11 protein-coding genes are annotated in these 11,542 nt (G+C 74.3%); 4 read left to right on the forward strand and 7 right to left on the reverse strand.

Features of this window, described 5'->3' with window-relative positions; translation table 11 throughout:
• The first annotated feature begins 46 nt into the window (after positions 1-46).
• The 4 genes from pdxH to ET526_RS02065 all read left to right on the forward strand — a co-directional run bounded on the left by pdxH (position 47) and on the right by ET526_RS02065 (position 4,073).
• Positions 47-631 carry a pyridoxamine 5'-phosphate oxidase gene (gene pdxH / locus ET526_RS02050; protein ID WP_135465978.1) on the forward strand — a complete coding sequence of 195 codons (585 nt, stop codon included), beginning with the start codon at positions 47-49 and terminating at the stop codon, positions 629-631.
• Between the two features lie 16 nt (positions 632-647).
• Positions 648-2,132, forward strand: coding sequence for a bifunctional aminoglycoside phosphotransferase/ATP-binding protein (locus ET526_RS02055; protein ID WP_135465979.1), 1,485 nt, complete (start codon positions 648-650; stop codon positions 2,130-2,132).
• A 34-nt stretch (positions 2,133-2,166) separates the two neighbouring features.
• Positions 2,167-3,045, forward strand: coding sequence for a universal stress protein (locus tag ET526_RS02060; RefSeq protein ID WP_135465980.1), 879 nt, complete (start codon positions 2,167-2,169; stop codon positions 3,043-3,045).
• Positions 3,046-3,362: 317 nt separating this feature from the next.
• Positions 3,363-4,073 carry a pirin family protein gene (locus ET526_RS02065; protein ID WP_135465981.1) on the forward strand — a complete coding sequence of 237 codons (711 nt, stop codon included), beginning with the start codon at positions 3,363-3,365 and terminating at the stop codon, positions 4,071-4,073.
• A 32-nt stretch (positions 4,074-4,105) separates the two neighbouring features.
• On the opposite strand, the gene ET526_RS02070 is transcribed toward ET526_RS02065, so the two are convergent.
• Genes ET526_RS02070 through ET526_RS02100 form a run of 7 tightly spaced genes read right to left on the reverse strand, consistent with a single transcriptional unit; the run spans position 4,106 to position 11,341 of the window.
• On the reverse strand, positions 4,106-5,353 hold the full coding sequence (locus tag ET526_RS02070; RefSeq protein WP_135465982.1) for a molybdopterin molybdotransferase MoeA: 1,248 nt from the start codon (positions 5,351-5,353) through the stop codon (positions 4,106-4,108).
• Positions 5,354-5,369: 16 nt separating this feature from the next.
• Positions 5,370-5,879 (reverse strand): molybdopterin-guanine dinucleotide biosynthesis protein B, encoded by a 510-nt coding sequence (gene mobB / locus ET526_RS02075; RefSeq protein ID WP_135466019.1) that lies wholly within the window; start codon positions 5,877-5,879, stop codon positions 5,370-5,372.
• Positions 5,880-5,893: 14 nt separating this feature from the next.
• On the reverse strand, positions 5,894-6,922 hold the full coding sequence (locus tag ET526_RS02080; RefSeq protein WP_135465983.1) for a formate dehydrogenase subunit gamma: 1,029 nt from the start codon (positions 6,920-6,922) through the stop codon (positions 5,894-5,896).
• Entirely contained in the window at positions 6,919-7,515 is a 597-nt protein-coding gene (fdh3B, locus tag ET526_RS02085) for a formate dehydrogenase FDH3 subunit beta (RefSeq protein ID WP_135465984.1), read from the reverse strand. The genes ET526_RS02080 and fdh3B overlap by 4 nt, the downstream gene beginning before the upstream one ends.
• A 16-nt stretch (positions 7,516-7,531) precedes the next feature.
• On the reverse strand, positions 7,532-10,486 hold the full coding sequence (locus ET526_RS02090; protein ID WP_135465985.1) for a formate dehydrogenase subunit alpha: 2,955 nt from the start codon (positions 10,484-10,486) through the stop codon (positions 7,532-7,534).
• 23 nt (positions 10,487-10,509) lie between these two features.
• Complete coding sequence (locus ET526_RS02095; protein ID WP_135465986.1) at positions 10,510-10,734, reverse strand: twin-arginine translocation signal domain-containing protein; 225 nt, start codon at positions 10,732-10,734, stop codon at positions 10,510-10,512.
• A 13-nt stretch (positions 10,735-10,747) separates the two neighbouring features.
• The gene (locus ET526_RS02100) at positions 10,748-11,341 is read right to left on the reverse strand and encodes a TorD/DmsD family molecular chaperone (RefSeq protein WP_135465987.1); all 594 of its coding nucleotides are present in this window, start codon (positions 11,339-11,341) and stop codon (positions 10,748-10,750) included.
• Between the last annotated feature and the right edge of the window lie 201 nt (positions 11,342-11,542).

The raw sequence follows: 11,542 nt of genomic DNA on the forward strand, positions 1-11,542 counted from the left end.
AAGGGGCCGCCGGCCGGCGCCCGTGCCCGCCGCAGGGATGCGCCGCATGGACAGCACCGAGGATCCGATCGCCCGCTTCCGGGCCTGGCTGGAGGAAGCCTCGCGCGGCGAGCCGAGCGACCCGAACGCCGTCTGCCTCGCCACCGCGACGCCGGAGGGGCGCCCTTCCGCCCGCATGGTGCTGCTCAAGGGCGTGGATGCGCGGGGCTTCGTCTTCTACACCAACCTCGAAAGCCGGAAGGGGCGGGAACTCGCCGCCAACCCCCACGCCGCGCTCTGCTTCCACTGGAAGTCGCTCGCCCGCAGCGTGCGGGTGGAGGGGCCGGTCGAGCGCGTCTCCGACGCCGAGGCGGATGCCTATTTCGCCACCCGCGACCGCGGCAGCCGCATCGGCGCCTGGGCCAGCCGCCAGTCCCGCCCGCTCGAGGGGCGGTTCGCGCTGGAGAAGGCGGTGGCGGAGTACACGCTGCGATTCGGCCTCGGCGAGATCCCGCGCCCGCCCTTCTGGTCCGGCTTCCGCCTGCTGCCCGAGCGCATCGAGTTCTGGCGCGACATGCCCTTCCGCCTGCACGAGCGCCAGGTCTTCCACCGTGAGGGCGCGGGCTGGCGCACCGAGGCGCTGTATCCGTGACCGGGCGCCCCGGCCCATGATCCCGCCGCAGCAGGCGGAGGCCGCGGCGCTGCTGCGGCGGATCACCGGCGCGGCGCCGATCGAGACCCACATCTCCGCCGTCTTCGTCGGGCCGGACCAGGCGCTGAAGCTGAAGAAGGCGGTGGATCTCGGCTTCCTCGACTTCACCACCCTCGCGGCGCGGGAGCGCTTCGCGCGGCGCGAGCTGGAGCTGAACCGCGCCTTCGCCCCCGGCCTCTACCGCGATGTGCTGCCGGTGACGCGCGGCGCCGACGGCGCGCTCGCCCTCGGCGGCGAGGGAGAGGCGGTGGAGTGGGTGCTGCGCATGGCCCCGCTGCCGCAGGACGCCTTCCTCGACGCCGTCGCCGCGCGCGGCGGGCTGACGCCGCCGCTGCTCGACGCCCTCGGCGACGCGGTCGCGGCCATGCACGCCGCCCTGCCCCCCGTGCCGGGGGTGGACGCCCCGGCGGCGATGGCGCGCGTCATCGCCGGCAACCTCGCCGCCGCGCGCGCCGCCGGGCTGCCGGAGGCGCGCGCGGCGGCCTGGGCGGAAGCGGCGGAGGCCCGGCGCGCCCGCCTCGCCCCCCTGCTCGCCGCCCGCGCCGCGGAGGGGCGGGTGCGGCGCTGCCATGGCGACCTGCATCTCGGCAACCTCTGCCTCTGGCAGGGGCGGCCGACGCCCTTCGACGCGCTGGAGTTCGACGAGGCGCTGGCGACGATCGACACCGGCTACGACCTCGCCTTCCTGCTGATGGACCTCGAGGCCCGCGCCGGCCGCCCGGCCGCCAACCGGGTGCTGAACCGCTACGTGGCGCGCGGCGGCGATGCCGGGCTGACCGGGGCGCTGCCGCTCTGGCTCTCCCTGCGCGCCATGGTGCGGGCCCATGTCGCCGCCGCCCGCGGCGCGGCGGCGGAGGCCGAGGGCTACCTCGCCACCGCCGAGGCGCGGCTCGATCCGCCGCCGCCCCGCCTCCTCGCCATCGGGGGCCTGCCGGGGACGGGCAAGAGCACCCTCGCCCGCGCCCTCGCCCCCTCGCTCGGCGCCGCGCCCGGGGCGCTGGTGCTGCGCAGCGACGAGATCCGCAAGCGCCGCCACGGCGCGGCGCCGGAGGAGCGGCTGCCGGACAGCGCCTATTCCGCCGCGGCGAGCGCCGCCGTGTTCCGCGACCTCTTCGCCGCGGCCGCCGAGGTGGCGCGCGGCGGCCATGCGGTGATCGCCGACGCCTCCTTCCTCTCCGCCGCCGACCGCGCCGGCATCGCCGCCGCCGCGGCCGCGGCCGGCGTGCCCTTCACCGGGATCTGGCTCACCGCGCCGGCGGAGGTGCTGCGCGCGCGCGTCGCGGCGCGGCGCGGCGACGCCTCGGACGCCACGGTGGCGGTGCTGGAGGCGGCGCTGGCGCGCGATGTCGGACCGGTGGACTGGACGGTGCTGGACGCGGCGGCGGACCCGCTGCCGGCGGCGCGTGCGCTGTTGCGCTTGCCGCCCGACCATTCGTGCTAAGCTCGCACCGGAAGCGCCGTTTGGGAGACGCGCCATGGCCTATCGACGCCTGCTGGTGCCGCTGACCGGCACCGCGGCCGGGGAAGCCGCCCTCGCCACCGCCCTGATGGTGGCGCGGATCTGGAACGCCCATGTGCACTGCCTGCATGTCCGCGTGGATGCGCGCGACGTCGCGCCGCTCGCCGGGGAGGGACTCTCCGGGGCGATGATCGAGGAGATGATGGCGGCGACCGAACGCGAGAGCGGCGAGCGCGCCGCGCGCGTGCGGGCGCTGTTCGAACGCTTCGCCGAGACCGCCGGCGGCGTGACCCTGGCCACGAGCCCGGAGACGGCGCTGCGCACCGACGGCCCCACCCTCTCCTTCGAATCCATCCCCGGGCGGGAGGAGGACGTGGTGGCGCAGCAGTCGCGCCTCTACGACCTCGTGGTGGTGCCGCACCCGGAGGCGGGGGAGGACGTCTCCTCCTCCGACGCGCTGCACGCCGTGCTGTTCGACAGCGGCCGCCCCGTGCTGATCGCGCCGCGCGAGCCGCCGGCGACCATCGGCACCCGCGTCTGCGTCGCCTGGAACGGCACGGCGGAGAGCGCGGCGGCGGTGGCCGCGGCCCTGCCCTGGCTGCACCGCGCCCAGGCGGTGCGCGTGCTCTACGCCGACGAGTACCAGCGCCGCGGCCCGCCCGTGGACGGTCTGCTCACCTATCTGCGCTGGCACGAGATCGAGGCCGAGAAGGTGCTGTTCAAGCCGATCACCAAGGAGGTGGGGGCGGGGCTGCTCGGCGCCGCGCGCGACTTCGGCGCCGACCTGCTGTGCATGGGGGCCTACAGCCATTCGCGGCTGCGCCAGCTCATCCTCGGCGGCGTGACGCGGCACGTGCTGGAGAACGCCGACATCCCCGTGCTGATGTGCCGCTAGAGCCGTTTCCGGTCGGCTGTGCCCGCGGAAACGGCTCCGGCGCGTTGTTCGCAGAGCAGGTTCACGCTTCCGGCTGCCGGCGATCCGCTCCGGAGCGGATCGCCGGCAGCCGGAGAGCGGCCAGGGGCGCGCCTCCGCTTCCACGGACACGGGGCCCGAGCCGCCGGCGTGAGCAGGCGTGCGGAACCGCCTCCGAGGCCGGGCGCCGCCCGGATGGCCGTCATCCACCCGGCCGATGGGCCGGGCGCAGGCGCCATCCCATCTCTCCGCACAACGGGGCCGCGCCGCGGCCCCCTTCGCGAGAGAGGGCATCCCCGATGATCGACATCCGGCCCTTCGCCGGCCTCGGCGGCGCCGACCATGGCTGGCTGAAGGCGCGCCACCACTTCTCCTTCGCCGGCTACCACGACCCCGCGCGCATGGGCTGGGGCAGGCTGCGCGTCTGGAACGACGACGAGATCGCGCCGATGACCGGCTTCGATCCGCACCCGCACCGCGACATGGAGATCGTCACCTATGTGCGCGACGGCGCCATCACCCACCGCGACAGCATGGGCAACGAGGGCCGCACCGCGGCGGGCGAGGTGCAGGTCATGTCCGCCGGCACCGGCGTGGTGCACAGCGAGTACAATCTGGAGCCGGTGACGACGCGGATCTTCCAGATCTGGATCCTCCCCGACCGGCGCGGCGCCCGGCCCGCCTGGGGCAGCCGCGCCTTCCCCGAAGCGGCGCGGGAGGCCGGCTTCACCGTGCTGGCGGGCGGACGGCCGCAGGATGCGGGCGCCGGCGCGCTGCCGATCAACGCCGACGCGGCGGTGATGGCGGCGACGCTGCGCCCCGGCCAGACGCTGCGCCAGCCCCTCGGCCCCGGCCGCGCCGCCTACCTGGTGCCGGCGCGCGGCGCGGTCACGGTGAACGGCCTCGCCCTCGGCGCCCGCGACGGCGCGGCGATCCGCGACGAGGCGGAGATCGCGATCACGGCCAGCGAGGCGGTGGAGCTGGTGCTGGTGGAGGTGGCGGCGGAATAGGGCGGATCGCGGGGGCCGGAACCGGCCGCCGCTCACAGCACCGCGGCGAAGGGCAGCACCTGCACCGTCTCGCCCGGGGCGATGGCGGTGGCCTGTTCCGGCAGCTCGGCGAAGGCGTCGGATTCGGTGAGGGAGGTGAGCAGCCCCGCCCCCTCCCGCCCGAATTTCTCCGCCCGCGGCAGCGGGTCGCCGGGGCGGAGGCGCACCCGCACATATTCCCGCCGCCCCGGCTTCTTGCGATAGGCGAAGCCCGCCTCGGCCGGGAAGCGCACCAGCCGCTCCGGCACGGCGCCGGAGAGGCGCAGCACCAGCGGCCGGACGAGATGGAGGAAGGTCACCACCGCCGCCACCGGATTGCCGGGCAGGCCGACCACCGGCTTCCCCTCGACCAGCCCCATCGCCGCCGGCCGCCCCGGCTTCACGGCGAGGCGCCAGAACACCAGCCGCCCTCCCGCCTCGATGGCGGCGCGCACATGGTCCTCCTCCCCGGTGGAGACGCCGCCCGAGGTCAGCAGCAGGTCGTGCGCCGCCGCCGCCGCGCGCAGCGCCGCCGCGGTCGCCGCGGCGCGGTCGGGCAGGATGCCGAGATCGGACGCCGCCACCGGCAGCCCGGCGAGCAGGGCCAGCAGGGTGAAGCGGTTGCTGTCATAGGTCTGCGCCGGACCGAGCGGCGCGCCAGGCGGGGCGAGTTCGTCGCCGGTCGAGAACACGCCGACGCGCAGCAGCGGCCGCACCGGCAGCGCCGTGCGGCCGAGCGCTGCGGCGAGGCCGATCTCCGCCGGCCCCAGCCGCCGCCCCGCCGGCAGGGCCAGCGCGCCGGAAGCGACATCCTCTCCCGCCGGGCGGGCATTGGCGCCCCGCCCCAGGCCGGGCGGCACCAGCACCGCCTCTCCGGCGAGGCGCGCATCCTCCTGCATCAGCACGGTGTCGGCACCCGCGGGCATGGGCGCGCCGGTGAAGATGCGCATGGCGCAGCCGGGGCGCAGCGCACCCGCCGCCGCCCCGGCGGCGAGGCGGCCCTGCAGCGGCAGCGGCGTCTCCTCCCCCGGCCGGAGATCGGCATGGCGGAAGGCGTAGCCGTCCACGGCGCTGTTGTGGAAGGGCGGCAGCGGCAGCCCCGCCACCAGGTCCCGCGCCAGCACCCGCCCGCGCGCCGCGGCGAGCGGCACCTCCTCCTCCCCGCCGAGCGGCGGCACGCGCTCCTCGATCAGCGCCTGCGCCGCCTCGACGGAAAGCAGCGCGCCGCCGAAGGCGAAGCAGTCGTCGGAGAGCTGCGCCATGCCCGCCTCCGCCGCACTACGTTCCGGGAAGCGGGGCGGCGTGCGCGAGCGCCAGCTCGGCGATCCGCTCGACATCGTCGAGATGCGCCCAGGGCAGGGCGGCGCCGGCCGGGGGCGGGACATCGCTCGCGACGGCGCGGATCGCCGCATCCTCGGGGTGCAGCCAGGGCTTGCCGTTGGCGCCGCGGTGCACCTCGATCTTCGGATGGGCGTCCGCCTTGAACCCTTCCACGATCACCAGATCCACCGGGGAGAGGCGGGAAAGCAGGAAGCCGAGCCCCGGCTCCGGCGCCTCGCGCAGCTCGGTCATCAGCGCCCAGCGCCGTGCGGAGCTGACCAGCACCTGCCGCGCCCCGGCCTGGCGGTGCTCCCAGGAATCCTTGCCGGGCGTGTCCACGTCGAAGGCGTGGTGCGCGTGCTTGATGGTGGAGACGGCGATCCCCCGCCGGGTGAGGCAGGGGATCAGCCTGACGAGCAGGGTGGTCTTGCCGGCCCCGCTCCAGCCGGCGAGGCCGATCAGGCGCATCGGCACGCCCCCGGTCAGTCGGCGCCGGCGGCCTTGGCGCTGCGCGGCGCGCCGGCGGCCTCGCCGGCCCTGGCCACCTCCTCCTCCAGCCACAGGCTGTGGTGCTCCTTCGCCCAGTTGTAGTCCACCCGGCCGTTGCTCATGGCGGAGAAGGCCCCCTCCATGCCGAGCGAGCCGATGTAGATGTGCGCGAGCATGGCCGCGATCATCAGCATCGCGAGCACGCCGTGCACGATGTGGGAGAGCTGCATCCCGGCCACGTCGGTGACCGCGAAGGGGAACATCAGCATGTAGCCCGAGGCGGCCACCAGCGCGCCGCCGAGGATGGTGATCCAGAACACCAGCTTCTGCCCGGCGTTGAAGCGCCCCGCCGCCGGATGCGCGCCGCCGAGGAAGCCGCCGCCCGCGCGCACCCAGGCCCAGTCGGTCCGGTTCGGCAGGTTGTCCCGGACCCAGAGCAGCAGCATCACCACGATGCCGAGGGTGAAGGGGAAGGCGAGGAAGTTGTGGGCGATCTTGCCCCACAGGCTGAGCGTGGCGAAGGCCTCCGGGCCGATCACCGGCAGCAGCAGGTGCCGCCCGAAGGTGAGGTTCAGCCCGGAAAGGGCGAGCACGATGAAGGAGGCCGCGACCATCCAGTGGTTGGCGCGCTCGAGCAGGTTGAAGCGCAGCACGGTGCGCCCGGACAGGCCGCTGGAGGGCCGGATGCGTCCCCGGATCAGGTAGAAGGCGGCGAGGATGGCGAGCATGCCGAGGATGGCGATGCCGCCGATCCAGACCAGGGTGCGATTGTGGAAGACCCGCCAGTCCCGCCCGGCCGGCTGGACCAGGCTGGCCGCCTGGCGGTCCGGTATGGTGACGCGCCCCTCGATGCGTCCGCCCTGCAGGGCCCGCTGCAGCTCGAGCTCGGAGGCGTCGGGGCCGCGCGCGGTCAGCGCCGGGGGGCCGTCCTGCGCCGGGTGCACCGGCTGCGCGGGCGCGGCGAGCGGCAGGACGAGCAGCAGCAGGCCGAGCGCCGCCGGCCTCCAGGGAAGGGCGATCATACCTGCGGCACCTCCTTGTAGGCGGTGCGCCAGCCCCAGGCTCCGGAGCCGTAGCCGCGCTGCTGCACCCGCTCGCGGTAGATGGTGGCGATGATCTCCCCGTCGCCGGCGAGCAGCGCCTTGGTCGAGCACATCTCGGCGCAGAGCGGCAGCTTGCCCTCGGCGAGGCGGTTCGATCCGTACTGCAGGTATTCGGCGTGGCTGTTGTCCTGCTGCGGCCCGCCGGCGCAGTAGGTGCACTTGTCCATCTTGCCCCGCCCGCCGAAATTGCCGACGCGCGGGTATTGCGGCGCCCCGAAGGGGCAGGCGTAGAAGCAGTAGCCGCAGCCGATGCACAGGTCCTTGTCGTGCAGCACCACGTGGTCTGCCGTGGTGTAGAAGCAGGCCACCGGGCAGACCGCGGCGCAGGGCGCGTCGGTGCAGTGCATGCACGCCATGGAGATCGAGCGCTCGCCGGGGCGGCCGTCGTTCAGCGTCACCACGCGGCGGCGGTTGATGCCCCAGGGCACCTGGTGCTCGTTCTTGCAGGCGGTGACGCAGGCGTTGCATTCGATGCAGCGCTCCGCGTCGCAGAGGAACTTCATGCGGGCCATGCGATGCTCCTCCTCCTCACGCGGCGCGGATCTGGCACAGCGTGACCTTGGTTTCCTGCATCCCGGTCACCGGGTCGTAGCCGTAGGTGGTCACCGCGTTCACGCTCTCGCCGAGCACGATCGGGTCGGTGCCCGGCGGGTAGAAGCGCCGCCGGTCCTCGCCCATGAACCAGCCGCCGAAGTGGAACGGCATGAAGGCGACGCCGCGGCCGACGCGCTCGGTCACCAGCGCCTTCACCCGCACCCAGCGCCCCTCCGGCATCTCCGGGCCGCGCACCTGCACCCATTGCCCGTCGCGGATGCCGCGCGCCTGGGCGTCGGCCGGGTTGATCTCGACGAACATGTCCTGCTGCAGCTCGGCCAGCCACTTGTTGGAGCGGGTCTCCTCCCCGCCCCCCTCGTACTCCACCAGCCGCCCGGAGGTGAGGATGATCGGGTAGTCGCGCGCCACGTCGAAGGAGCGGAGCTGGCGCGACTGGTACTCCACCGGCAGGCGGAAGCCGCGCCGGTCCGGCAGCGCGGGGTAGGTGCCGGGCGGCGGCGTGGCGGTGCCGCCGCCGACCGCCATCAGGTCGCGCGGCGGCAGCAGGTCGGTGCGCGGGGTGTAGATCGGCTCGCGGTGCACCGGCACCGGGTCGGGCAGGTTCCAGGCCAGCGCGCGCGCCTTGGCGTTGCCGTAGGGCACGCAGCCATGCTCCATGGCGACGCGGATGATGCCGAAGGAGAGGTCGGTGGACCAGCTCACCCGGTCCTCGTTCTCGCCGCCGATGCGGCGGATCACCTCCCGCTCGTGCTCGGTCAGCTCCTCGTACCAGCCGAGGCGCTTGAGCAGCGCCACCGTGAACTCCGGATAGCCGTCCTGGATCTCGGAGCCCTTCGAGAAGCTGCCCTCGGCGAGCAGCGTCTCGCCGTTGCGCTCGACGCCGAAGCGGGCGCGGAAGGTGCCGCCGCCTTCCTTCACGTGCAGGTTGGTGTTGTAGAGGATGTGGCTGCCGGGGTGCTTCATCTCCGGCGTGCCCCAGCAGGGCCAGGGCAGGCCGTAGTAGTCCCCGGCCACCGGCGTGCCCTCCTTGCCGCGCAGCGTCACCAGGTCGAAGTGCTGCTGGTTCGCCATGTGCAGCTTCAGCCGCTCCGGCGACTGGCCGGAATAGCCGGTGCTGAGCGAGCCGCGGTTGATCTCGCGCAGGATGTCCTCGGGCGAGGGGTGGTTGTTCTCCACCCGGATGTTCTTGAACATCGGCTCGGCGAAGCCGAGCCGCCTCGCCAGCAGGTACAGGACCTCGTAGTCGTCCTTGGATTCGAAGATCGGCGCCACGATCCGCTCGCCCCACTGCAGCGAGCGGTTGGAGGCGGTGCGGCTGCCCGAGGTCTCGAACTGCGTGCAGATCGGCAGCAGCCAGGTGTTGTTCCGCCGCGGCGCCACCTGGGCGTAGGTGGTGGGATGCGGGTCGGCGACGACCAGCATCTCCAGCGCCTCCAGCCCCTTCACCATGTCCGGCATGCGGGTGACGGTGTTGCCGCCGTGGCCGAACACCATCATCGCCTTGAGCGGGCTCGGCTGCTCGATCTGGTCGGGCGGCAGCAGCGTGGCGTCGAACCAGCGGGTGGTGGGAATGCCCGGCGTCTCCATCAGCTTCTTGCTGGCGAAGCGGGAGAGCATCCAGTCGTAGTCCACCTCCCACACCCGGCACCAGTGCCGCCAGGCGTTCTCGTCGAGGCCGTAGTAGTAGGGCAGCGTCACCACGTCGAGCCCGGCATCGGTCGCGCCCTGCACGTTGCAGTGGCCGCGGAAGATGTTGGCCCCCGTGCCCTCGGCGCCGATGTTGCCGGTGGCGAGCAGGAGGGCGCAGAGCGCTCGCACATTGGCGGTGCCGACCGTCTTCTGCGTCGCGCCCATGCACCACACCACGGTCGCCGGCTTCTCGGTGGCCAGCAGCCGCGCGACGCGCTCCATCTGCGCCGGGGGAACGCCGGTGACGCGCTCCACCTCCTGCGGCGTCCAGCGCTCCACCTCCTTGCGCACCTCCTCCATGCCGTAGACCCGGCTGCGGATGAACTCCTTGTCCTCCCAGCCATTGCGGAAGACGTGCCAGAGCAGCCCCCAGGCGATGGGGATGTCCGTGCCGGGGCGGATGCGCACGTATTCGGTGGCGTGCGCCGCGGTGCGGGTGAAGCGCGGATCGAAGACGATCAGGTTGGCCCGGTTCAGCTCCCGCCCCGCCAGCACGTGCTGCATCGAGACCGGGTGCGCCTCGGCCGGGTTGCCGCCGATGATGATGATGGTGCGGCTGTTGCGGATGTCGTTGTAGGAGTTGGTCTGCGCCCCGTAGCCCCAGGTGTTGGCCACGCCCGCCACCGTGGTGGAGTGGCAGATGCGCGCCTGGTGGTCGGCGCTGTTGGTGCCCCAGAAGGCCGCCATCTTGCGGAACAGGTAGGCGCCCTCGTTGGAGAATTTGGCGCTGCCCAGCCAGAACACCGCATCCGGCCCCGACTGCTCGCGGATGCGCAGCAGCCCCGCGCCGATCTCCTCGATCGCCTGGTCCCAGGAAAGGCGCCGCCACTCCCCGTCCACCAGCTTCATCGGGTATTTCAGGCGCCGCTCGCCCGAGACCAGCTCGCGCACCGCGGCGCCCTTGGCGCAGTGCGTGCCGCGGTTGATCGGGCTCTCCCAGGCCGGCTCCTGCCCGACCCAGACGCCGTTCTGCACCTCGGCGATCACCGTGCAGCCGACCGAGCAGTGGGTGCAGAGGTTCTTGATCCGCTGCACCGGCTGCGCGTGGTCGATCACCCCCATGGCGCCGGCCGCCTCCGCCCGGCCGGGCGCCAGGCTGCCGAGCGCGGCGAGGCCCGCCGCCCCGAGTCCCGCCTGGCGGAGGAAGCCGCGCCGGCCGAGACCGCCCGCGGAGAGGCCGCGATAGGCCTCGGAGAGGCGCTGCCGCGCGGCCCGTGCCTCAGATCGCCGGATCAGCATGGAATCTCCTCCCCTCGCCGCGCTCAGTAGCGGTTGGTGCGGTAGAAGGCGCGCACATGGTCCGTCTCCCGGTAGCGGGCGGCCACGCGCTCCGCGGCGCTCTCCTTGCGGGCCTGCCCCGCGGGGACGCTGTCGGAGCGCTGCGCCGCCGCCGGGGCGACGGCGGCGGCGGCCGCCGCCGTCCCGAGCCCGAGCGCGCGCAGGAAGCCGCGCCGCTCCGCCACACCGCCGTCCTTCCTGCCGTTCATCGCCTGCCTCCGCTCATTCCTCCGGCAGCTCCGCCGCCGCCTGTTCGATCTCGATCGTCACCCGCCCGAGCGTGCCCACGGCCCGGTAGAAGCGCGCCGCCTCCGCCGCCTCGAGGTCGGCGAAGAACCGCCCGGCCCAGGGGCGGAGATGCCGGGCGAAGAAGGGTCCAGCCGCCTCCGCCCCGGGGCCGAGCCGGCCTTCCAGCAGCCCCGCCAGCGTCTCGCACAGGAAGGCGATGTGGTCCTCGGGCTCCGCCACCCCCGCGGCGCGCGCGACGCCGAGCCGGGCGAGGTCGCCGCGCAGCTCGGCCAGCGGCCGCTCGTGCAGGAAGCCGGTGAGATAGTAGGAGGCGTAAGGCAGCAGCTCGCCGCGCCCGAGGCCGATGAAGAGGTCGAAATACTCGCGCTCGAGCGCTCCGGGCTCGGCGCGCGCCGCGGCGTCGGCAAGCGCGGCGAGGGCGCGGCCGAGCGGCGTGCCCTCCTCGCCCGCGAGGCGGCGCAGCCGCCCGAGCAGCGCCACGTCGGGCGCTTCCGCCAGCAGCCGCGCCAGGAGGGCGAAGAGCCGCGCCCGCTCCAGGTCCAGCGATTCCTCCGCCGCGCATCCCACCGTGGTGCCACCCCAGGAGCAATTCCTTATACCTTGAGGAAATCTAGCCGGAATCAAGGCCGCGCGACAGATCCATGCGCCGGCAGCGGCCTCGTGCCGGCGGCCGCCCCTCCGCCCCCTCGCCGCCGGCCGCCTCAGGCCGGGCGGGCGCCGCCATGGCGCCGCCGCGGCGGCGGAGGGGCGGGCGGCGCCGCCTCCGCC

It is taken from the genome of Crenalkalicoccus roseus (assembly GCF_004761865.1).
GTDB classification, from domain to species: domain Bacteria; phylum Pseudomonadota; class Alphaproteobacteria; order Acetobacterales; family Acetobacteraceae; genus Crenalkalicoccus; species Crenalkalicoccus roseus.

Bases quoted from the DNA above. Each gene is read 5' to 3' on its own strand.
- ET526_RS02055 (WP_135465979.1), top strand. From the start codon at position 648: ATGATCCCGCCGCAGCAGGCGGAGGCCGCGGCGCTGCTGCGGCGGATC.
- ET526_RS02090 (WP_135465985.1), bottom strand. From the start codon at position 10,486: ATGCTGATCCGGCGATCTGAGGCACGGGCCGCGCGGCAGCGCCTCTCC.
- ET526_RS02070 (WP_135465982.1), bottom strand. From the start codon at position 5,353: ATGGCGCAGCTCTCCGACGACTGCTTCGCCTTCGGCGGCGCGCTGCTT.
- ET526_RS02060 (WP_135465980.1), top strand. From the start codon at position 2,167: ATGGCCTATCGACGCCTGCTGGTGCCGCTGACCGGCACCGCGGCCGGG.
- fdh3B (WP_135465984.1), bottom strand. From the start codon at position 7,515: ATGGCCCGCATGAAGTTCCTCTGCGACGCGGAGCGCTGCATCGAATGC.
- ET526_RS02080 (WP_135465983.1), bottom strand. From the start codon at position 6,922: ATGATCGCCCTTCCCTGGAGGCCGGCGGCGCTCGGCCTGCTGCTGCTC.
- pdxH (WP_135465978.1), top strand. From the start codon at position 47: ATGGACAGCACCGAGGATCCGATCGCCCGCTTCCGGGCCTGGCTGGAG.
- ET526_RS02065 (WP_135465981.1), top strand. From the start codon at position 3,363: ATGATCGACATCCGGCCCTTCGCCGGCCTCGGCGGCGCCGACCATGGC.
- mobB (WP_135466019.1), bottom strand. From the start codon at position 5,879: ATGCGCCTGATCGGCCTCGCCGGCTGGAGCGGGGCCGGCAAGACCACC.
- ET526_RS02095 (WP_135465986.1), bottom strand. From the start codon at position 10,734: ATGAACGGCAGGAAGGACGGCGGTGTGGCGGAGCGGCGCGGCTTCCTG.